We start from the raw sequence: 20058 nt of genomic DNA on the forward strand, positions 1-20058 counted from the left end.
GCTCGACCCATGCAGATGACTCCCCGTCACATCGCCCTCGCCGTGCTGGTCGCCGCCGTCTGGGGGGTCAACTTCGTCGTCATCCACATCGGCCTGGAGCACTTCCCGCCGTTCCTGTTCGGTGCCCTGCGGTTCGCCGTGGTGGCGGTCCCGGCGGTGTTCTTCGTCGGCCGTCCGAAGGTGGCCTGGCGCTGGGTGGTCGCGGTCGGGGTGACCCTGGGGGTGGTGAAGTTCGGGCTGCTGTTCTTCGGGATGCACGCCGGGATGCCGGCCGGGCTGTCCTCGCTGGTGCTGCAGAGCCAGGCCGTGTTCACGGCGGTGTTCGCGGCCGTGCTGCTGCGCGAACGCCCGCCCGCGCAGCGGATCGCCGGGCTGGCGGTGGCGTTCGGCGGGATCGCCCTGGCGGCTGCGGACCGGGGGCTGCACGGCCCGGTCGGCGCGTTCGTGATCGTGATCGTGGCGGCGGCGTTCTGGGGGCTGTCCAACGTGCTGACCCGCAAGGCCGCGCCGCCGGACGCGCTGCGCTGGATGGTCTGGATGAGCGCCGTCCCGGTGCTGCCGCTGCTGGCGCTGTCGCTGCTGTTCGAGGGGCCGTCGGCGATCGGCCAGGCCCTGGCCGGACTCACCCCGGCCGGGAGCGGCGCGGTGCTCTACGTCGGCCTGGGGTCCACGCTGTTCGGCTTCATGGCCTGGACCTACCTGCTCGGCCGGTACGACGCCTCGGCGGTGGCGCCCTACTCGCTGCTGGTGCCGGTCTTCGGGATGTCCTCGTCCTGGCTGCTGCTGGGCGAGCGGTTCGGCCCGCTCGCGGTCGGGGCGACGGTGCTGGTGGTGCTCGGGATCGGGCTCACCGCGGTGGGCCCTGACCAGCTGCCCGGTTCTGCTCGAAGGCGAGCTCGGCGGTCCGCAGCGCTTGCAGCAGTGCGGCCTGGTCCGGTTGGCTGACCGGTCCGAAGTACTCCTGCGCGACCTCCTGGCGGACCAGGCCGAGCCGCTCCAGCGCACCGTGGCCGGCCGTCGTCAGCACGACTCTGACGGCCCGTCGGTCCGCCGGGTCGGGCACCCGCTCGACCAGTCCGGCCTCCTCCAGCGCATCCACCACGGTGGTCGCGGAGCGCGGGGCGATGTGCAGGCGCTCGGCCAGTTCGCTCAGCCGCATGGTCTCCCGGCCCTCGCAGCCGGGGGCGTGCGCCAGGGTGCGCAGGGCGCGGGCCTGGCCGGGGGTGATCCCGTACGGCTCCAGCCGCGCCATGGTCTGCCGGCGGATCCGCTTCATCGCCCGGGTCAGCGCGTCGGCGAGCTCCGCAGCGGTGTCGGCGGACGGCGTCGACGGCGCAGAGGGCTCGGACGGCGTGGACATGGGCGGGCTCCCCGGGCAGTAGGTGGGCTCAGGGTATCGGGGCCGGTGGAGATGTCGCTCCGATAACACCTTGAGTCAGGCTCACTATGCGATTAGGCTCACCTAAATTAACGAAGTCGAGCAGACAGAGGCAAGAGATGTCCCGTTCTCAGGCGCGCGTCACCACCGACCGTCCGGCCCGCTACGCCAAGCAGCTGGCCGCCCACATGAGCCGCAAGGTGCAGACCGACTGGTCCGAGGAGACCGGCCGCGGTGAGCTGGTCTTCAGTGCAGGCACCGCGACCCTGACCGCCGAGCCCGGCGCGCTGCTGCTGGTGGTCGAGGGCGAGGAGGCGAACCTGCCCCAGCTGGAGGACGTGGTCGGCCGCCATCTGGTCCGCTTCGGCGCCCGCGACGAGCTGGTGGTCGAGTGGCACCGGGACAGCGGCGAGGCCGGTCTGGTGCACCGCAACGAGGAGGACCCGGCTAGCGCCGAGTGATCCGGGGCAGCAGCCGCAGCAGGCACCAGAGCAGCACCCCGGCCAGGCACCAGCTGGCCAGCACGTCCAGCAGCCAGTGGTAGTCGCTCCACACCAGCCCGGCCCCGACGCCCAGGCAGAGCAGCGCGGTCAGCGCGTACAGCCGCTCGCGCACCGGCCGGCGGAGCGTCGGGCCGAGCAGCAGGGCCGCCGTCCCGTACGCGATCGCCGAGGTGGCGGTGTGCCCGGACGGGTACCAGCCGAGCTGATCGGCCGAGAGCGGGAAGCCGAACGGGCCCGGGCGGGCGAACCAGGTCTTGCTCGGCACGATCAGCAGCGGCACCAGCGCCCCGGCCAGCACCGCCACCGGCACCGGAAACCACCAGCGGGCCAGCCCGGCCCGGTACTCGCGCCAGGCGGCGACCGCCGCCGTCAGCAGCAGGACCGGCATCGCCGGGACGGGCCCGCCGAAGTCGGAGAGTCCGGCGCCGAGGTGGTTGAGCAGGGTGCTGCCCAGTGCCCGGCGGACGGCGCGGACGGAGTTCCGGGCGAGTTCGTCGAGCTCCAGCAGGGGGCCGTCGACGGCGACCTGCCAGGAGATCAGGGCCAGAGCGCCCAGCAGGGCCAGCGGAATCCAGGCATGCGAGAGCCGCCCCGGAGCGGGGGGGAGAGCTCCAGGGCGGCTGGGGAGATCGCCGTTCCGTGCGCCCCGGGGGGTGTGGGCCGGACGGTCGGTCGATCGGTTCTCGGCTGCCGCCGCTCCGGCTGGAGCCGCGGAGGCTGTCGGTAAGAAGTGTGGCTCGCTGTCCATCTGTCATGACAGTACGTCAGACCCGCACTCCGCAGAGGGGCCTGGCCGGTTTCGCACAGCATCTTCACCAGTGCGCGTGCAGCCAGCGTCGGCATCCGGCGGACGCAAACGGAAGGCCCCGGTCCACCTGGACCGGGGCCTTCCGCGCATGACTGGATCAGACGGCGGCGAACGCACCCTCGATGATGTCCAGACCCTCGGTGAGCAGGTGCTCCGGCATCACCAGCGGCGGCAGGAAGCGCAGCACGTTGCCGTAGGTGCCGGCGGTCAGCACCACCAGGCCCTCGGCGTGGCAGGCCTTGGCGACCGCGGCGGTGAACTCCGGGTTCGGCTCCTTGGAGCCCGGCTTGACCAGCTCGACCGCGATCATGGCGCCGCGGCCGCGGATCTCGCCGATCACGTCGAACTTCTCGGCCATGGTGGCCAGCCGGGCCTTCATGACCTCCTCGATGCGCTTGGCCTTGCCGTTCAGGTCCTCGGACTTCATGGTCTCGATGGAGCCCAGCGCGGCGGCGCAGGCGACCGGGTTGCCACCGTAGGTGCCGCCCAGGCCACCGCCGTGCGCAGCGTCCATGATCTCGGCGCGGCCGGTCACGGCGGCCAGCGGCAGACCGCCGGCGATGCCCTTGGCGGTGGTGATCAGGTCCGGGACGATGCCCTCGTCGTCACAGGCGAACCACTGGCCGGTGCGGCAGAAGCCGGTCTGGATCTCGTCCGCGACGAAGACGATGCCGTTCGCCTTGGCGTACTCGACGATCGCGGGGAGGAAGCCCTTGGCCGGCTCGATGAAGCCGCCCTCGCCCTGGATCGGCTCGATGATGATCGCCGCGACGTTGTCGGCGCCGATCTGCTTGTTGATGATGTCGATCGCCTGCGCGGCGGCCTCGGCGGCGCAGTTCTCGGCACCGGTCAGCCAGCGGTAGGGGTACGCCACCGGGACGCGGTAGATCTCCGGCGCGAACGGGCCGAAGCCCTGCTTGTACGGCATGTTCTTCGCCGTCAGGCCCATGGTGAGGTTGGTGCGGCCGTGGTAGCCGTGGTCGAAGACCACGACGGCGGTGCGCTTGGTGTAGACGCGGGCGATCTTCACCGCGTTCTCCACCGCCTCGGCGCCCGAGTTGAAGAGCGCGGTGCGCTTCTCGTGGTCGCCCGGGGTCAGCTCGTTGAGCTGCTCGGCCACCGCCACGTAGCCCTCGTACGGGGTCACCATGAAGCAGGTGTGGGTGAAGGCGGCCAGCTGCTCGGTGGCCTTGGCGACCACGGCGGCGGCGCTGTTGCCGACGTTGGTCACGGCGATGCCGGAGCCGAAGTCGATCAGCGAGTTGCCGTCCACGTCCTCCAGCACGCCGCCACCGGCCCGTGCGACGTACACCGGCAGGGTGGTGCCGACACCGGCGGCCACCGCACTGAGCTTGCGTGCCTGCAGCTCCTGCGACTTCGGGCCGGGGATCGCGGTGACCAGGCGGCGCTCCTGCGGGAGCTGCGTTGCAGCGCTCATGGTGTGTTCTCCAAATCTCAAGGCGCGGTCCTCGCAGGCTACGGCCGCGAAACTCGCCCGGGCATGCGCCACTCGGTAGCAGTCCACCATCCGACTTGTCCTGCGCGGCCAGCGCGTGAGATCGGCTACCGGCCGCCTTCGCTCCACTACATTGAGCCCGGACGGGTCGCCCGGGGGCGTCGCGGGTAGGTCATTGGCCGGGTGGGCACAGGGAGCGGGGAGCGGGCCGCGATGGGACTGGACGGTACGTACGGGCAGCGTGCGGTCGAACTCGGGAAGGTGCCGGGCGTACCGCCGCAGCGGCCGGTCCCGTTCGACCTCACCGCCTGGGCCGGGGAGCCGCGCCCCGAACTCGAGCCGGGTGTCTACCGGCTGAACCACCGTCAGAACGCCGTGGTCGACCGCGAGGCCGCCGCCGTCCCGGCCGCACCACTGCTGCTGCGGGCCGCGCTCAACCTGGTGGTGGCCTGGTTCGCCTACCTGTACGGCGTCCAGCTGATCTTCTGGGTGGCCGGTCTGTTCGGTCTGCTCGACGGCCTCACCTCGGCCACCGCCGTGATCGCGCTGCTGGCGGTGAACGTCGCGGTGGCGGCCGGGGTGATCAAGCTGTTCGGCCGGATGGGCCGCTGGCCCGAGGTCTGGCGCCGCTGGGTCGGCCCGCTGCTGGCCCGTACCGTCACCCAGGAGCCGCCGGCCGAGGGCGTCGCCGTGCCCACCGGTCCGGCCGACCCCTGGGAGCGGCTGCGCCAGGGCGGTGCGCCGCTGGCCGCCCAGGTGCTGGACCGGCAGCCGGTCAGCGACGTCGACTACGTCCGGATCCAGCGGGCCTGGGAGACCGTGCTCGGGCAGCCGGACCTGATGGCCGCCTTCACCGAACAGATCACCGCCCGCGGCGCCGCGGCCTGCGCCCACCCCTCGGAGGCCCGCGACCTGGCCGGCCGCAGCCACCGGCACGACCTGCTGACCCGTCAGGTCAGGCTGGGCACCGCCCAGGACGTGCTGAAGAACCCGACCACCCACCGGGCCACCGGCTTCGCCCTCGATCCGGCGCTGCTCGGCACCTCGCTGCTCGCGGTCGGCCCGGCCGGCACCGGCAAGACCGCCGGGCTGGCCCGTCCGCTGGCCGAGGCGCTCTGCCTGCAGGCACTCGCGGGCACCGCCTGCGCGGTGGTGATCGGCGCCGCCGAGGCGGACCTCGGTCCTGACGACTGGTACGACGTGGTGATTGCCCCCGGCGACCCCGCCTCGCCCTACGGCCTCGACCTGTTCGGCGCCGCCGCCGAGGTGGACGAGGCGGCCGCCCGGCTGGCCGACGCGCTGCTGCCGGACGAGCTCTCGCTGCGCGCCGAGAGCTCCCGGGCCGCGCTCCAGCAGACGGTCGGACCGTTCCACGCCGCGTACGGCCGCTACCCCGGCGTCCGGGAGCTGCGCGAGCTGCTCGGCGGCGAGCCCAAGGCCTGGGCGGCGCTGCGTCAGGCGCTGACCGAGGCCGGTGAACTGACGGCCCACCAGTCCGACCTGCAGCACCGCGAGCGCCAGCACGGCCGGGCCGACGACCCGGGCGCGCTGCTCGCCGACCGGCTGGCGCTGCTGGACCGTCCGGCCTTCGCCGGGTGCTTCCCGGGCGACGCCCCCGGCAAGCCCGCCTTCGCGATGCGGGCGCTTGACCACCCGCTCAGAGTCCGGGTCAAGCTGCCCGAGCTCAGCCACCCGGAGGCGGCCCGGATGCTGTCCCGGCTGGTCACCGGCCAGTTCGTGCAGGCCGCGATCGCGCGCCGGGAGCGTGCGCTGTTCGCCGGTCTGGTGGTGGACGACGCCTCGGCGGCGCTCGACGCACAGGTGGTGCGCGGGCTGCAGCGGATGCGCGGGGCGAACGCCGGGGCCGTCCTGCTGCTGCGCACCCTGGTCGACCTGCCGGAGAACCTGCGCACCGCGCTGTTCGGCGCGGTCGGCTGCCGGATGGCCTTCCCCGGCATCGCCCCCTGGGACGGCCGGCTGTTCTCCGAGGCCTGGGGCACCCACCTGATCCGGGAGACCGCCGTCACCCACGCGCCGGACACCTCGGGCGGCGCGGTCCGCCGGGCCGGCCGACTGGCCCGCAAGGCCCTCTCCGGCACCACCGCGCAGACCGAGAGCGTCACCGTCCGGGACGTCGAGCGGCACCGCTGGTCGCCCTCCGACCTGGCGCACGCGCTGCCGACCGGGCACGCGGTGATCTCGCTGACCACGGTGACGGGGGAGCAGATCCCGCCGGTGCTGGTGGATCTGCGCGGCTGAGCGGTCGGCCACCGGCTGACTACGGAGCGGATGATTCGGTCCGGCGGGTTGGCCGAGGCGTACATAATGGAGACAGAAGCCCTCCTCGCCCGGTTGCAACGGCGCAGCCTGGTCGAACACCCGAAGGTGCCATGCCCCCCACACTTGCCTCCGTAGTCCGCAGCAGCTCGCTCCATCTGACCGTGCTGGCCGGTGCGGACCAGTTGGAACGGCCCGTCCGCTGGGTGCACACCAGCGAGCTGGACGACCCGACGCCCTTCCTGGAGGGCGGGGAGCTGCTGCTCACCACCGGGATCAAGCTGGGCAAGGCCGCCGCCAAGCTCCAGGCGTACGTGCACCGGCTGGCCGACGCGGGCGTGGTCGGTCTCGGCCTCGGGGTCGGGCTCTCGCACACCGAGGTGCCGCAGGCGCTGGTGGACGCGGCCGCCCAGCGCGGGCTGCCGCTGATCCGGGTGCCCGAGGCGACTCCGTTCATCGCGATCAGCAAGACCGTCTCGGCCGCGCTGGCCGCTGAGCAGTACGAGGCGGTCACCACCAGCTTCGAGGCCCAGGAGGAGCTGACCCGGGCCGCGCTCGGCAAGGACGGCACCACCGCGGTGGTCCGCAAGCTGGCCGCCCGGCTCGGCGGCTGGGCCGCGCTGTACGACGGCTCCGGCGCGCTCTCCGCCGTCGCCCCCGACTGGGCCGCCCGCCGCGCGGGCCGGCTGGCCGCCGAGGTGGACCGGCTGCGCCGCCGCCCGGCGCCGTCCTCGGCCGCGCTGCAGGGCCGGGCCCCGGGCATCGACACCGCCGACGAGGACTACGTGGTGGTCCAGTCGCTCGGTGCGGACCGCCGCCCGCGCGGCTTCCTCGCGGTCGGCACCGAGGACCGGATCACCCCCACCGAGCGCTACGTGCTGAACGCCGCCGTCGCGCTGCTCACCCTGACCCTGGAGCGCTCCCGCGAGCTGCGGCAGGCCGAGGAACGGATGGGCGCCGCGCTGCTGGGCATGGTGCTCGCGGGCGAGATAGTGACGGCCCGTCAGGTCGCCGCCGGGCTGTTCGGCGGGCTGCCCGAGGGCACCGTCCGGGTGCTGGTCGGCGGGGCCGGGCCGACCGCCGACCCGGAGGCGCTCGGCGAGCTCGGCGACCGCGCCGAACAGGCCGGCAGCCGGGTCGCCGAGCGCCTGCTGATCTCCCGCGAGGACGGGCCGAACGGCCCCCGGCTGATCGTGCTCGCCCCCGACAACGGCGCGGCCCACCGGGCCTGCCTGGGCGCGGTCGAGGAGCACGAGGGCCTGGCGCTCGGCATCTCAGCGGCCGCGTCGGTGGAGGAGGCCGGTACGGCCTTCGCGCAGGCCGAACGGGCTCTGGCGGTCGCCCTCCGGGGTGGCAAGCGGGCCGTCGACCACGAGGAGGTCGGTGCAGGCTCGCTGCTGCCGCTGCTCGGCGAGGAGGCGGTCACCGCCTTCGCCGAGGGCCTGCTCCGGCCGCTGCGCGACCATGACCGGACGGCCCGGGGCGACCTGGTCGCCTCGCTGCGGGCCTGGCTCTCCCGGCACGGGCAGTGGGACGCGGCCGCCGCCGACCTCGGCGTGCACCGGCACACCCTGCGGTACCGGATGCGGCGGGTGGAGGAACTGCTCGGACGTTCGCTGGACGACACGGACGCCCGGATGGAGCTCTGGCTCGCGCTGCGCTCCGGCGAGGACTGAGCGGTACGACCAGCACGCTCCACGTTGTAGTGGGCACCTGCGGCTCTGCTCCGTCGTGTCCAATCCGCTCCGTGGGCCGCCAGCCCTACCGTGGGTTCGTAGCTCTCCCACCACAGAAGGGTCGGTACGACCGTGACCACCACCCATGAGTTCTGGCTGGCCGGCCGCCGGGCGACCGGTGACGCCGAGTTCGAGGTTCACCACTCGTTCGACGGCAGCCTGGTCGGCAAGGTCAGTGTGCCGACCGACGCCCAGGTGGAGGAGGCGCTGGACGCCGCCGTCGCCGTCGCCCCGGCCTTCGCCGCGAGCCCCGCACACGTCAGGGCCACCGCGCTCGACCACGTCGCCCGTCGGCTGACGGACCGTACGGAGGAGATCGCCCGGCTGATCACCGCCGAGAACGGCAAGCCGATCAAGTGGGCCCGCGGTGAGGTCGGCCGGGCCGCCTCGGTGTTCCGCTGGGCCGCCGAGGAGGCGCGCCGGACCAACGGCGAGACCATGCGGCTGGACACCGACCCGGGCGGCGTCGGCCGCTTCGCGGTGGTCCGCCGCTTCCCGCGCGGTGTGGTGCTGGGCATCGCGCCGTTCAACTTCCCGCTGAACCTGGTCGCCCACAAGGTCGCCCCGGCGATCGCGGTCGGCGCCCCGATCATCCTCAAGCCGGCCCCGGCCACCCCGCTCTCCGCGCTGGTGCTCGGCGAGATCCTGGCCGAGACCGAGCTGCCGGCCGGTTCCTGGAGCGTGCTCCCGGTGCCGAACGAGAAGATGCCCGCGCTGGTCCAGGACCCGCGCCTGCCGGTGATCTCGTTCACCGGTTCGGACAAGGTCGGCTACCAGATCATGGACTCGGTGCCGCGCAAGCACGTCACCCTGGAGCTCGGCGGCAACGCCGCGGCCGTGGTGCTGGCCGACTGGTCCTCCGAGGCCGACCTGGAGTGGGCCGCCACCCGGATCGCGATGTTCGCCAACTACCAGGGCGGCCAGTCCTGCATCTCGGTGCAGCGGGTGATCGCCGACGCGACGGTCTACGACGCGCTGGTGGAGAAGGTGGTCGCCAAGGTGCAGGCCCAGGTGACCGGCGACCCGAGCGCCGACGCCACCGACGTCGGCCCGCTGGTGGACGAGAACGCCGCCAAGCGCGTCGAGTCCTGGGTCGACGACGCCGTCGCCAAGGGCGCCAAGCTGCTGGCCGGCGGTACCCGCGACGGGGCGGCCTACGCGCCGACCGTGCTCGCCGAGCTGCCGGATGACGCGATCCTGGCCACCGCCGAGGTGTTCGGCCCGGTGCTCTCGCTGCACAGGGTGGACTCCACCGAGGAGGCGTTCGCCGCGGTCAACGACTCCAAGTTCGGCCTGCAGGCCGGCGTCTTCACGCACGACCTGCAGTCCGCCTTCAAGGCACACCAGGTGCTGGAGGTCGGCGGCGTGGTGATCGGTGACGCCCCGTCGTACCGGGCCGACCAGATGCCGTACGGCGGCGTCAAGGACTCCGGCGTCGGCCGCGAGGGTGTCAAGTACGCGATGGGCGACTTCACGTACGAGAAGGTGCTGGTGCTCACCGGCCTCGATCTCTGAGTCACTCCCTGATGCCCCGTCACCGACCACCGGTGACGGGGCATCTGCCTGAGTTGACACCTCCACCGGGCGGGCGTAGTCCGGAAGGGAGGAAGGGAGATCGTCATGCTCGGTGACCTCATCGGACAGGAATCTGGACAGACCACGGGGCAGCGGGTGGTGGCGGGGGAGCACGGCCTGGCACCCACGGTGGAGACGTCGTTCGTCGGGAGCGGGACACTGCTCGGCGTCGAGGTGAACGACATGGGGACGTACTCGGCCCGACTACGCGCGGACGGGACCTTGCACGGCGAGGGACAGGGGATCCTGATGAGCCCGAGCGGCGCGAGCGCGACCTGGCAGGGCGCGGGCGTCGGCACGATCACCGAGAGCGGCGGCAACAGCTGGCGCGGCTCGCTGATCTTCACCAGCGACTCGCCCGAGTTCGCCGCGCTGCGCGGGGCGGTCGGCGTCTTCGAGTGGGAGGTCGACGCGAGCGGGAAGGCCGAAGGAAAGTTCTGGGCCTGGAAGTAGCGCCCGGCCCGACAGGACACAATGGGGCGCATGAACTCGCTCGCCCACCCGCAGCTGCGCTTCTCACCGACCGTCAAGGACCCCACCGGCCCCCGGGAGCTGGTGATCCTCGGGTCCACCGGTTCGATCGGCACCCAGGCCATCGACGTGGTGCTGCGCAACCCCGACCGGTTCAAGGTGGTCGCCCTGTCGGCGGCCGGTGGCCGGGTCGGCCTGCTCGCCGAGCAGGCGCTCCAACTGGGTGTGCACACCGTGGCGGTGGCCGATCCGGCCGCCGTCCCGGCGTTGCGTGAGGCGCTCGGTGCCCTGGCTGCGGGGCGGCCGCTGCCGGAGATCCTGGCGGGCCCGGACGCCGCCACCGAGCTGGCCGGGTCCGAGTGCCACTCCGTGCTGAACGGCATCACCGGCTCGATCGGCCTGCGCCCGACGCTGGCCGCGCTCCGGGCCGGGCGGGTGCTGGTGCTGGCCAACAAGGAGTCGCTGATCGTCGGCGGCCCGCTGGTCAAGGCGGTCGCCCAGCCCGGCCAGATCGTGCCGGTGGACTCCGAGCACGCCGCGCTGTTCCAGGCGCTGGCGGGCGGCACCCGGGCCGAGGTCCGCAAGCTGGTGGTCACCGCCAGCGGCGGCCCGTTCCGCAACCGCACCAGGGAGCAGCTGGCCGGCGTCACCCGGGACGAGGCACTGGCCCACCCCACCTGGGCGATGGGCCCGGTCGTCACGATCAACTCCGCCACCCTGGTGAACAAGGGCCTTGAGGTGATCGAGGCCCACCTGCTGTACGACGTGCCGTTCGACCGGATCGAGGTTGTGGTCCACCCGCAGTCGGTCGTGCACTCGATGGTGGAGTTCACCGACGGCTCCACGCTGGCCCAGGCCAGCCCGCCGGACATGCGGATGCCGATCGCGCTCGGCCTCGGCTGGCCGGACCGGGTGCCGGACGCCGCCCCCGGCTGCGACTGGACCAAGGCCGCCACCTGGGAGTTCTTCCCGCTCGACAACGAGGCCTTCCCCGCCGTGGACCTGGCCCGCGAGGTCGGTACGCTCGGCGGGACGGCCCCGGCCGTCTTCAACGCCGCCAACGAGGAGTGCGTCGAGGCGTTCCTGGCCGGCCGGTTGCCTTTCACGGGGATCGTGGACACTGTGGCGAAGGTGGTGTCCGAACACACGGTGGGAACTTCCCTCACGGTCGAGGACGTCCTTCTCGCGGAGACCTGGGCCCGCGCCCGGGCCCGTGAGCTGGCAGCGGGCTAGCGGCGACGGTCGGAGCGGCATGACGGAGGATCAGTAGTGACGATGGTGATGTGGGTGCTCGGCATCCTGCTCTTCGTGCTCGGGTTGCTGTTCTCGATCGCCTGGCACGAGCTCGGCCACCTCTCGACGGCCAAGCTGTTCGGCATCCGGGTCCCGCAGTACATGGTCGGCTTCGGGCGGACCATCTGGTCGCGGAAGAAGGGCGAGACCGAGTACGGCCTCAAGGCCATCCCGCTGGGCGGGTACATCCGGATGATCGGGATGTTCCCGCCGGGGGCGGACGGCCGGGTCACCCAGCGCTCCACCTCGCCCTGGCGCACGATGATCGAGGACGCCAGGGAGGCCTCGTACGAGGAGATCAAGCCCGGCGACGAGGACCGGATGTTCTACACCCGGAAGCCGTGGAAGCGCGTCATCGTGATGTTCGCCGGGCCGTTCATGAACCTGATCCTGGCCCTGGTCATCTTCTTCGGCCTGTTCATGGCCGTCGGGGTGCAGATTGCGACGCCCACGGTCAAGGTGGTCAGCGCGTGCGTGGTGGCGGCCGGTCAGCCGACCGACACCTGCCCGGCCGGCGCCCCGGCCGCCCCGGCTGCTGCTGCCGGGCTGCTGCAGGGCGACACCGTGCTCTCCTTCGACGGCGACCCGATCTCCGACTACGCGCAGCTGCAGGCCGACATCCGCGAGTCCCCGGGCCGGACGGTGCCGATCGTGGTGCGGCGGGACGGTCAGACGCTCACCCTGAGCGCCACCCTGATCAGCAACACCGTCGGCAAGATCGACAAGGACGGCTACCCGGTCAAGGGCGAGACCGTCACGGCCGGCTTCCTCGGTATCCAGCCCGCCGTCGGGGTGGACCACCTCTCCTTCGGCGAGAGCCTGGACCGGATGGGCGACATCGCGAAGCACAGCGCGACCTCGCTGGTCAGGCTGCCCGGCAAGATCCCGGGCCTGTGGCACGCCGTCGTCTCCGACGACCCGCGCCCGGCCGACTCCCCGATGGGCATGATCGGTGCCGCCCGGATCGGCGGGGAGATCTTCGAGAGCGACCAGCCGATGAGCGAGAAGCTGTACAAGTTGGTCTCGGTGCTGGGCATGGTCAACCTCGCCCTCTTCCTCTTCAACATGCTGCCGCTGCTCCCGCTGGACGGCGGCCACATCGCCGGGGCGCTCTGGGAGTCGCTGCGCCGCAAGGCCGCCGCACTGCTCCGCCGCCCCGACCCGGGCCCGTTCGACGTGGCGCGGCTGATGCCCGCGGCGTACGTGGTGGCGGCGGTCTTCATCTGCTTCACGGCCCTAGTGGGCGTGGCCGACCTTGTCAACCCGATCCGCCTGAACTGACCTGGATCCGGGCGGGTGAGTGTGCCTGGCCGTACCCCTGTGCCGTACCGTTGGACGCCGGGCGCCCGTTGACCGGAGCGCCCGGCCGGAACTCACCACCTCGACTTGGGGAACCCTGCGCACATGACCGCGATCTCGCTCGGAATTCCTGCCCTGCCGCTCAAGCCGCTGGCGACCCGCCGCGTCTCCCGGCAGATCATGGTCGGTAACGTCGCGGTCGGCGGCGACGCACCCGTCTCCGTCCAGTCGATGACCACCACGGTCACGGCCGACATCAACGCCACCCTCCAGCAGATCGCCGAGCTGACCGCCTCGGGCTGCCAGATCGTCCGGGTCGCGGTGCCCACCCAGGACGACGCGGACGCGCTGCCGATCATCGCCAAGAAGGCGAACATCCCGGTGATCGCCGACATCCACTTCCAGCCCAAGTACGTCTTCGCGGCGATCGAGGCCGGCTGTGCGGCGGTCCGGGTCAACCCGGGCAACATCAAGCAGTTCGACGACAAGGTCGGCGAGATCGCCAAGGCCGCCAAGGACGCGGGCGTGCCGATCCGGATCGGCGTCAACGCCGGTTCGCTCGACAAGCGCCTGCTGGAGAAGTACGGCCGGGCCACCCCGGAGGCGCTGGTCGAGTCCGCGCTCTGGGAGTGCTCGCTGTTCGAGGAGCACGACTTCCGCGACATCAAGATCTCGGTCAAGCACAACGACCCGGTCGTGATGATCAACGCCTACCGGCAGCTCGCGGCCGCCTGCGACTACCCGCTGCACCTGGGCGTCACCGAGGCCGGTCCGTCCTTCCAGGGCACCATCAAGTCGGCGGTCGCCTTCGGCGCGCTGCTGTCTGAGGGCATCGGTGACACCATCCGGGTCTCGCTCTCGGCGCCGCCCGCCGAGGAGGTCAAGGTCGGCAACCAGATCCTGGAGTCGCTGAACCTCCGTCAGCGCGGCCTGGAGATCGTCTCCTGCCCGTCCTGCGGCCGCGCCCAGGTCGACGTCTACAAGCTCGCCGAGGAGGTCACCGCCGGTCTGGAGGGCATGGAGGTGCCGCTCCGGGTCGCGGTCATGGGCTGCGTCGTGAACGGTCCTGGCGAGGCTCGGGAGGCCGACCTCGGGGTCGCCTCCGGCAACGGCAAGGGCCAGATCTTCGTCAAGGGCGAGGTGATCAAGACCGTTCCCGAGTCGAAGATCGTCGAGACCCTGATCGAGGAGGCCCTCAAGCTGGCCGAGCAGATGCAGGCCGACGGCGTCGAGTCCGGCGCTCCGGTGGTCACCGCCGCCGAGTGATCTTCGGGGTCGCTGCGGGCCGTCCGCTTACGGACGGCCCGCAGCCCTGCTCCGGTGGGGTGGCGGAGTAGGGTGCGACAAGCGTTCCTAGTGTGAGGTGCCTGTGCTCGATCGAGGTGTGATGCTCCCCGGCCCGTTCCAGGTGGCCAGGGCCCTGGCGACCACGCGGGTACTCGACCCCCAGGATCTCGACGACGCGCTGGCGATCCTGCACCTCGACCCGGTCGCCAACGCCTTCGTCGCCACCCGGGTGGAAGCGGTCGGTCTTGACCCGTGGCGGCTCGGCGGCGAGCTGTGGGGCTGGTTCGACCAGGACGGCCGGCTCACCTCGCTCTGCTACGCCGGGGCGAACCTGGTCCTGGTGAACGCCGTCCCGGAGGCCGTCCGCGCCTTCGCCGAACGGGCCCGTCGACAGGGGCGCCGCTGCTCCTCCATCGTCGGCCCGGCGGGTCCCACCGCGATGCTCTGGGCCAGCCTCGAACGCAGTTGGGGCCCGGCCCGTGAGGTCCGGGCCCACCAGCCGCTGATGGCCACCGCCGAGCCCGCCGTCGGCATCACCCCTGATCCGCGGGTCCGCCGGGTCCGGCGCAACGAGATCGACGCCCTGATGCCCGCCTGCGTGGCGATGTTCACCGAGGAGGTCGGCATCTCCCCGCTGGCCGGTGACGGCGGCCTGCTCTACCAGGCCCGGGTGGCCGAACTGGTCGCGGGCGGCCGCTCGTTCGCGCACTTCGCCGAGGACGGCTCGGTCGTCTTCAAGGCCGAGATCGGCGCCGTCACCGTCGGCGCCTGCCAGATCCAGGGCGTCTGGGTGGCCCCCGAACACCGTGGCCAGGGCCGCTCCGAGACCGGCATGGCCGCCGTCCTGGGGTACGCGCTGCGTGATGTCGCCCCGGTCGTCTCGCTCTACGTCAACGACTACAACGTGCGGGCCAGGGCGGCCTACACCCGGGTCGGCTTCCGCGAGGTCGGCGCCTTCATGAGCGTGCTGTTCTGACTGATCACCACCCGTCGGAGTAGTAACGTCCGGGGCATGGAGCAGCTCACCGAGGTGACGATCGAGGCCGTGGACCTGGCGGCCTGGGCGGCCGATGCACTGGAGGTGCAGGCGGTCGCGTTCGGGCTGAGCGACGAGGAGGTGGCCGTCCGGCTGCAGATCGTGGCGCGGCATGCGGAGCAGCCCGGGGTGCTGGCGTTCGGAGCCTTCGCCGACCGGCGGCTGGTCGGGTTCGGGTACGGGATGCCGAACCGGCGCGAGCACTGGTGGAGCACGGTGATCGAGCCGCACCTGGAGGCGCAGGGGCACGGCGACTGGCTGGACGACGTGTTCGCGGTGACCGAGCTGCACGTGCTGCCGGAGTACCAGGGGCAGGGAGTGGGCAGCGCGCTGATCCGCACCCTCTGCGAGCAGTCGGGGCAGCCGCGCAGCATCCTGTCCGCGATCGACGCCGAGACCCCCGCCCGGCGGCTGTACCGGGCGCTGGGCTACCGGGACCTGGCCCGGATGGTGCGGTTCCCCAACACGTTCCGTCCGTACGCGGTGATGGGGGCTCAGCTGCCGTTGCGTCAGAGCCAGTCGGCGAACTCGAGGTAGAGCTCGGCGCTGTCGGCGGAGCCCTCGGCCAGCTCTCGCAGGCCCGCCTCGACGGTGCGGAACAGCGCCCAGCCGCGCAGCCGGGCGTGGTCGACCTCGACGGCGTCGGCGAGCTGGTGCAGGCGGCGGCGGGCGGCGCCGCGCGCGCCGGGGGAGCCGGCCAGGGTGTCCAGCCGGTCCTGGGCCAACCAGGCCAGGTCGTAGGCGCGTTCGCCGACCAGCGGCCTGGGGGAGACGGCCAGCCAGGGGGAGCGGTCGGCGGCCAGGACGTTGCCGTGGTGGAAGTCCCCGTGCAGCAGCAGGTGTTCGGTGCCGTCGGCGAGCAGGGCGGCGGACACCTCGAGCGCCTCGTCCACCAACGGCTGGGCGTCGGGGGAGAGTTCACGGTGCCGGCGCAGCCCGGCGGAGAGCTCGGTGACCTGGTCGGCGACGGTACGGAAGGGATGGCCGTCGGCGGGCGGGATCCAGAGCCGCTGGAGCAGGCTGGTGGCCTCCAGCATCGCCTTGCCCTCGGCGAGCGAACGCAGCGGGATGTCCCCGTACAGGCGCTCCAGCAGCAGGGCTCCGGCCGGGTCCTCGGCCAGCAGCAGGACGGCGCCGCGACCGGCCCAGTGGGCAAGTGCGGCGGGCTCCTGCGCGGTCTCGGGGGTGGTCAGGCCGGTCTTCAGGACCGCCTTGGTGCCGTCGGCGCGGAGCACCGTGCAGACCAGGCTGAGCCGGCCGCCCGGCTCCACCACCCGCTCCAAGGTCAGCTCCCAGCGGGCGAGTTGGGCGGCGACGGTGTCCGGCAGGGCGGTCAGCCAGGCCAGTTCGGCGTCGTCCGCGCGGGCCCGGACGGTGGTCGTGAGGCGGGCCGGAACGGTGATCTGCTGCCCTGCTGCTGCCGACATGCTGGCCTCTCGGTTGGTGCCGCCCCATCGTGCTGTCGCGATCCTGCTGCCTGCCCATTGTCGGCCATGGGGAGGAAACCGCTGGTCAGGCGCTCGGGGACGGGCTCGTCGTGGCGCTTCCCGCGGCGGGCAGGCCGGGCAGCGCGGTCTGCTCGGCGCCCCACTGCCGGGCGTGCAGGGCGGCCTCGCGCAGCGCGGTGGCGGCACTCTGCCTGAGCTCACCGGAGCCGGCGGCCACCAGGGCGGCGTACACGCCGGTGAGCTGGACCTCGATGTGGGCCGCGAGCTGCTTGGCGGTGGCCGCGTCGGCGACCGGGAACGGCAGTTGGTAACCGGGCGCGGCAGCGGCCGGGGTGGCACCGTCGGCGTGCAGCAGGCGCTGCCAGGCGTCCCGGCCGGCCTGGTGGGCTAGGTAGCAGGTCTGCGCCTCGGCCCGCTGCGGTCCTGCGGGCTGCCGGGCGCCGACCACGCCGTAGCCGTACACGGCGGCGTGCTCGGCGGCCAGCGTGGTCTGCAGCGCGGCGGTCTCGGCGGCGGGCCGTGGGGTGGCCGAGGGGGAGGTGGAGGCGGAGGCGGAGGCGGTGGCCGAGGGAGACGGAGAGGGGGAGGGAGCGGGAGCGGCGGCCGGGCCGGTGACCGGAGCGCTGTCGCCGAGGACCACCGCGTGCAGCGCGCCGGAGGCGGAGACGGCGGCCAACAGCTTCGCCAGCTCGGGCGAGGCGGCGGTCAGGTCGGTCAGCCGGGCCCCGGCGGTGGTCCGTTCGGCCGCCGCGAGCTCGGCCACCGAGGCCACCGGGGTCGGGGCAGCTGACGGGGTGGCCGGGGTGGCGGTAGCGGCCGTCGGGCTGCCCGAGGGCAGTCCGGTGGCCAGCGCGGCCCGGTGTTCGGCCACCTCCGCCCGCAGCACCCGGAGCCGGTCGCCCTGGGCCACCCCGGGGCCGGCCAGCACCGCGTCGTACCCGGCCAGCAACCGGTCGGTGTCGGCGACGGCGCGGGCGCGCAGCGGCAGGTCGGCGTCGGCCTTCTTCCGTTCCGCCTCCGCCGGGCCGTCCTCGTCCGTGCACCCGCAGAGCAGCAGCGGGGCGCCGCTCAGCACGCCGAGGAGGAGCAGGCTCCGCCGAGTGAGGGACAGCATGGGGGTGCTCCCGGAGAGGTCGTGGGGGAGCCCGCGCAGCCCCCGCTGCCGTGCATCATTACAGAATCACCATCCGGCCCGTTGTGACCTTGCTCCCAAGCGGTGCGTACCGGGGCCCCGCACGCCTCGCGGAATCGGTGGTTTGGGGTCCGACCCGATAGGCTTGCGGCTCAGCTAGCACCTACCGACAACAGCAGACGCGGCCGAGGAGTCACCCGGATGAGCACCACCCCCACCGACCGGTTGCGTGCGTTGCTCGAGCCGCTGGCCGCCGAGGCAGGTCTCGACCTCGAAGAGGTCAAGGTGACCCAGGCCGGCAATCGCCGGCAGGTGCAGATCGACGTGGACGCCGACGGCGGCGTGGACATGAACGCGATCGCCGACTTCAGCCGGATGGTCAGCGAGAAGTTGGACGCCGCCGAGGACGTCATGGGCAGCGCCCCGTACGTGCTGGAGGTCGGGTCCCCCGGAGCCGAGCGTCCGCTGGACGAGCCCCGCCACTGGCGCCGGGCCGAGGGGCGCCTCGCCAAGATCCACCTGGTGGACGGCGGTGAGCTCGTCGCCCGGGTGCTGGAGAGCGACGAGGACGGCGCCCTGGTCGAGGTGCAGCCGGTGAAGGGCCGCGGCCGCCCCAAGGAGCGCCGCCTGGAGTTCGCCGAGATCGCCCGTGCCCGGGTCCAGGTCGAGTTCAACCGCAAGGAAGACGAGGGGCTGCTCGACGAGTCGGAGGTCGAGGACACCGAGGACACCGACGACGACGGCACCGAAGACGACGAGTGAGCACCGCACCACCTATGAACGTGAACGCAAAAAAGAGGGAAGAGGAGGCGTAGCCGTGGACATCGACATGAGCGCCCTGCGTGGGCTGGTTACCGAGAAGAACATCCCGTTCGAATTGCTGGTCGGATCGATCGAATCGGCCCTCCTCATCGCGTACCACCGCACCGAGGGCTCCCGCCGTCGGGCGCGGGTCGAGCTGAACCGCCAGTCCGGGCACGTGACGGTCTGGGCGCTGGAGGACGCGGACGAGCTGGACGAGGGTGTCGAGCCGAAGGAGTTCGACGACACCCCCGGCGGCTTCGGCCGGATCGCCGCCTCGACCGCCAAGCAGGTCATCCTGCAGCGCCTTCGGGACGCCGCGGACGACCAGACCTTCGGCGAGTACGCGGGCAAGGAGGGCGACATCGTCACCGGTGTCGTCCAGCAGGGCAACGACCCGAAGAACGTCCTGGTCGACATCGGCAAGCTGGAGGCCATCCTCCCGCCGCAGGAGCAGGTGCCGGGCGAGGACTACCGGCACGGCACCCGGCTGAAGTGCTACGTGGTGGCCGTCCGCCGGGGCGTCCGCGGCCCGTCGGTGACGCTCTCGCGGACCCACCCCAGCCTGGTGAAGAAGCTGTTCGCGCTGGAGGTCCCGGAGATCGCCGACGGCAGCGTCGAGATCGCCGCGATCGCCCGCGAGGCCGGCCACCGCACCAAGATCGCCGTCTGGTCCCGCCGTCAGGGCCTGAACGCGAAGGGCGCCTGCATCGGCCCGATGGGCGCCCGGGTGCGCAACGTGATGGCCGAGCTGCACGGCGAGAAGATCGACATCGTCGACTGGTCGGAGGACCCGGCGGACATGGTCGCGGCCGCGCTGTCCCCCGCGAGGGTGACGAGTGTGGAGATCGTGGACCTCTACGCGCGCTCCGCCCGGGTGATCGTGCCGGACTACCAGCTGTCGCTGGCGATCGGCAAGGAGGGCCAGAACGCCCGCCTCGCAGCCCGCCTGACCGGCTGGCGGATCGACATCCGGCCGGACACCGAAGCCCCGTCCGGAAGCGACCGCGGGGATTCCCGCGACGCGTAGTCAGGTTGTCGCCGTCCTGCCCCGAATCGGCAGGGCGGCGCCAGGTCCCTCCGGAGGGGTAGACTTGAGGTTGTCTGGCCGGACGCATGTCCGAGCACGCCCGGAACGCACCTGCGTGGGCTGCCGCAAGCGAGCGGCCAAGCACCAGCTGTTGCGTGTCGTGGCGATCGAGGGCTTCTGTGTCCCCGATCCCCGCGGCGCACTGCCGGGCCGGGGCGCACATCTGCACCCCGACCCGACCTGCCTCGACCTCGCGGTCCGACGCCGAGCGTTCCCCAGGGCCTTCCGACTCCAGGGAACACTCGACACCACGGCACTGCGTGAGTACGTCGAGCAGCGGGCCGGTGACACCCCGGCAGGCTGAAGAACCACCGCAACAAGCACCGCGCAGAGCTGGTAGAGCCCCGTGCGGCGCGCACACGTCAGGTACCTCGCGAGTTGGAAGTAGGTCGAGATTGCGATGAGCACTCGATGAGTACGCGATGAGTACGCCCATGAAGTAGCGATGGTCCGGCGGACGAATACCCC

General features: G+C 72.5%; 19 protein-coding genes. 14 read left to right on the forward strand and 5 right to left on the reverse strand.

Annotated elements, in window-relative coordinates:
* Window positions 1–15 precede the first annotated feature (15 nt).
* Window positions 16–945: an EamA family transporter gene (locus ASC99_RS18670; RefSeq protein ID WP_057233535.1), complete on the forward strand. Its 930-nt coding sequence runs from the start codon at window positions 16–18 to the stop codon at window positions 943–945.
* On the opposite strand, the gene ASC99_RS18675 is transcribed toward ASC99_RS18670, so the two are convergent.
* The gene (locus tag ASC99_RS18675) at window positions 848–1360 is read right to left on the reverse strand and encodes a MarR family winged helix-turn-helix transcriptional regulator (RefSeq protein ID WP_057233461.1); all 513 of its coding nucleotides are present in this window, start codon (window positions 1358–1360) and stop codon (window positions 848–850) included. The genes ASC99_RS18670 and ASC99_RS18675 overlap by 98 nt on opposite strands.
* A 137-nt stretch (window positions 1361–1497) precedes the next feature.
* Here ASC99_RS18675 and ASC99_RS18680 point away from each other — a divergent pair, with 137 nt between their 5' ends.
* Entirely contained in the window at window positions 1498–1839 is a 342-nt protein-coding gene (locus tag ASC99_RS18680; RefSeq protein ID WP_057233463.1) for a DUF2218 domain-containing protein, read from the forward strand.
* Here ASC99_RS18680 and ASC99_RS18685 read toward each other — a convergent pair.
* Entirely contained in the window at window positions 1826–2629 is an 804-nt protein-coding gene (locus tag ASC99_RS18685) for a phosphatase PAP2 family protein (RefSeq protein WP_082598434.1), read from the reverse strand. The genes ASC99_RS18680 and ASC99_RS18685 overlap by 14 nt on opposite strands.
* Window positions 2630–2786: 157 nt before the next feature.
* Complete coding sequence (gene gabT, locus ASC99_RS18690) at window positions 2787–4127, reverse strand: 4-aminobutyrate--2-oxoglutarate transaminase (RefSeq protein ID WP_057233465.1); 1341 nt, start codon at window positions 4125–4127, stop codon at window positions 2787–2789.
* Between the two features lie 231 nt (window positions 4128–4358).
* Here gabT and ASC99_RS18695 point away from each other — a divergent pair, with 231 nt between their 5' ends.
* From ASC99_RS18695 to ASC99_RS18735, 9 genes are all read left to right on the forward strand, one after another.
* Window positions 4359–6404, forward strand: coding sequence for a hypothetical protein (locus ASC99_RS18695; RefSeq protein ID WP_057233467.1), 2046 nt, complete (start codon window positions 4359–4361; stop codon window positions 6402–6404).
* A 131-nt stretch (window positions 6405–6535) separates the two neighbouring features.
* Window positions 6536–8098, forward strand: a complete 1563-nt coding sequence (locus ASC99_RS18700) for a PucR family transcriptional regulator (RefSeq protein ID WP_057233468.1) — start codon at window positions 6536–6538, stop codon at window positions 8096–8098.
* 132 nt (window positions 8099–8230) lie between these two features.
* A complete protein-coding gene (locus tag ASC99_RS18705) occupies window positions 8231–9673 on the forward strand; it encodes an aldehyde dehydrogenase family protein (RefSeq protein ID WP_057233470.1) in 1443 nt (480 codons plus the stop codon).
* A gap of 105 nt (window positions 9674–9778) precedes the next feature.
* A complete protein-coding gene (locus tag ASC99_RS18710) occupies window positions 9779–10186 on the forward strand; it encodes a hypothetical protein (protein ID WP_057233472.1) in 408 nt (135 codons plus the stop codon).
* A 30-nt stretch (window positions 10187–10216) separates the two neighbouring features.
* Window positions 10217–11437, forward strand: coding sequence for a 1-deoxy-D-xylulose-5-phosphate reductoisomerase (gene dxr, locus ASC99_RS18715; protein WP_157531613.1), 1221 nt, complete (start codon window positions 10217–10219; stop codon window positions 11435–11437).
* Window positions 11438–11473: 36 nt separating this feature from the next.
* Window positions 11474–12778: an RIP metalloprotease gene (locus tag ASC99_RS18720; RefSeq protein WP_057233476.1), complete on the forward strand. Its 1305-nt coding sequence runs from the start codon at window positions 11474–11476 to the stop codon at window positions 12776–12778.
* Window positions 12779–12901: 123 nt separating this feature from the next.
* The gene (gene ispG / locus ASC99_RS18725) at window positions 12902–14062 is read left to right on the forward strand and encodes a flavodoxin-dependent (E)-4-hydroxy-3-methylbut-2-enyl-diphosphate synthase (protein ID WP_057233478.1); all 1161 of its coding nucleotides are present in this window, start codon (window positions 12902–12904) and stop codon (window positions 14060–14062) included.
* Window positions 14063–14183: 121 nt separating this feature from the next.
* On the forward strand, window positions 14184–15059 hold the full coding sequence (locus ASC99_RS18730) for a GNAT family N-acetyltransferase (protein ID WP_057233481.1): 876 nt from the start codon (window positions 14184–14186) through the stop codon (window positions 15057–15059).
* Window positions 15060–15095: 36 nt separating this feature from the next.
* Window positions 15096–15656, forward strand: a complete 561-nt coding sequence (locus tag ASC99_RS18735) for a GNAT family N-acetyltransferase (RefSeq protein WP_057233483.1) — start codon at window positions 15096–15098, stop codon at window positions 15654–15656.
* On the opposite strand, the gene ASC99_RS18740 is transcribed toward ASC99_RS18735, so the two are convergent.
* Together ASC99_RS18740 and ASC99_RS40685 are read right to left on the reverse strand one after the other, a co-directional pair.
* The gene (locus ASC99_RS18740) at window positions 15629–16546 is read right to left on the reverse strand and encodes an aminoglycoside phosphotransferase family protein (RefSeq protein ID WP_057233485.1); all 918 of its coding nucleotides are present in this window, start codon (window positions 16544–16546) and stop codon (window positions 15629–15631) included. The two genes, ASC99_RS18735 and ASC99_RS18740, sit on opposite strands and share 28 nt — an antisense overlap.
* Window positions 16547–16631: 85 nt before the next feature.
* Window positions 16632–17681 carry a ferritin-like domain-containing protein gene (locus tag ASC99_RS40685; RefSeq protein WP_082598435.1) on the reverse strand — a complete coding sequence of 350 codons (1050 nt, stop codon included), beginning with the start codon at window positions 17679–17681 and terminating at the stop codon, window positions 16632–16634.
* 219 nt (window positions 17682–17900) lie between these two features.
* On the opposite strand from ASC99_RS40685, the gene rimP reads away from it, so the two are divergent.
* From rimP to ASC99_RS18760, 3 genes are all read left to right on the forward strand, one after another.
* Complete coding sequence (rimP, locus tag ASC99_RS18750; RefSeq protein ID WP_057233487.1) at window positions 17901–18461, forward strand: ribosome maturation factor RimP; 561 nt, start codon at window positions 17901–17903, stop codon at window positions 18459–18461.
* A 55-nt stretch (window positions 18462–18516) separates the two neighbouring features.
* Window positions 18517–19530, forward strand: a complete 1014-nt coding sequence (nusA, locus tag ASC99_RS18755; RefSeq protein ID WP_057233489.1) for a transcription termination factor NusA — start codon at window positions 18517–18519, stop codon at window positions 19528–19530.
* A gap of 70 nt (window positions 19531–19600) precedes the next feature.
* Window positions 19601–19894 (forward strand): YlxR family protein, encoded by a 294-nt coding sequence (locus ASC99_RS18760; protein WP_063857122.1) that lies wholly within the window; start codon window positions 19601–19603, stop codon window positions 19892–19894.
* Window positions 19895–20058: the final 164 nt, after the last annotated feature.

The organism is Kitasatospora sp. Root107, assembly GCF_001424875.1.
In the GTDB taxonomy this organism is placed as follows: domain Bacteria; phylum Actinomycetota; class Actinomycetes; order Streptomycetales; family Streptomycetaceae; genus Kitasatospora.

Bases quoted from the DNA above. Each gene is read 5' to 3' on its own strand.
- ASC99_RS18670 (WP_057233535.1), top strand. From the start codon at position 16: ATGACTCCCCGTCACATCGCCCTCGCCGTGCTGGTCGCCGCCGTCTGG.
- ASC99_RS18675 (WP_057233461.1), bottom strand. From the start codon at position 1,360: ATGTCCACGCCGTCCGAGCCCTCTGCGCCGTCGACGCCGTCCGCCGAC.
- ASC99_RS18680 (WP_057233463.1), top strand. From the start codon at position 1,498: ATGTCCCGTTCTCAGGCGCGCGTCACCACCGACCGTCCGGCCCGCTAC.
- ASC99_RS18685 (WP_082598434.1), bottom strand. From the start codon at position 2,629: ATGGACAGCGAGCCACACTTCTTACCGACAGCCTCCGCGGCTCCAGCC.
- gabT (WP_057233465.1), bottom strand. From the start codon at position 4,127: ATGAGCGCTGCAACGCAGCTCCCGCAGGAGCGCCGCCTGGTCACCGCG.
- ASC99_RS18695 (WP_057233467.1), top strand. From the start codon at position 4,359: ATGGGACTGGACGGTACGTACGGGCAGCGTGCGGTCGAACTCGGGAAG.
- ASC99_RS18700 (WP_057233468.1), top strand. From the start codon at position 6,536: ATGCCCCCCACACTTGCCTCCGTAGTCCGCAGCAGCTCGCTCCATCTG.
- ASC99_RS18710 (WP_057233472.1), top strand. From the start codon at position 9,779: ATGCTCGGTGACCTCATCGGACAGGAATCTGGACAGACCACGGGGCAG.
- dxr (WP_157531613.1), top strand. From the start codon at position 10,217: ATGAACTCGCTCGCCCACCCGCAGCTGCGCTTCTCACCGACCGTCAAG.
- ispG (WP_057233478.1), top strand. From the start codon at position 12,902: ATGACCGCGATCTCGCTCGGAATTCCTGCCCTGCCGCTCAAGCCGCTG.
- ASC99_RS18730 (WP_057233481.1), top strand. From the start codon at position 14,184: ATGCTCCCCGGCCCGTTCCAGGTGGCCAGGGCCCTGGCGACCACGCGG.
- ASC99_RS18735 (WP_057233483.1), top strand. From the start codon at position 15,096: ATGGAGCAGCTCACCGAGGTGACGATCGAGGCCGTGGACCTGGCGGCC.
- ASC99_RS18740 (WP_057233485.1), bottom strand. From the start codon at position 16,546: ATGTCGGCAGCAGCAGGGCAGCAGATCACCGTTCCGGCCCGCCTCACG.
- ASC99_RS40685 (WP_082598435.1), bottom strand. From the start codon at position 17,681: ATGCTGTCCCTCACTCGGCGGAGCCTGCTCCTCCTCGGCGTGCTGAGC.
- rimP (WP_057233487.1), top strand. From the start codon at position 17,901: ATGAGCACCACCCCCACCGACCGGTTGCGTGCGTTGCTCGAGCCGCTG.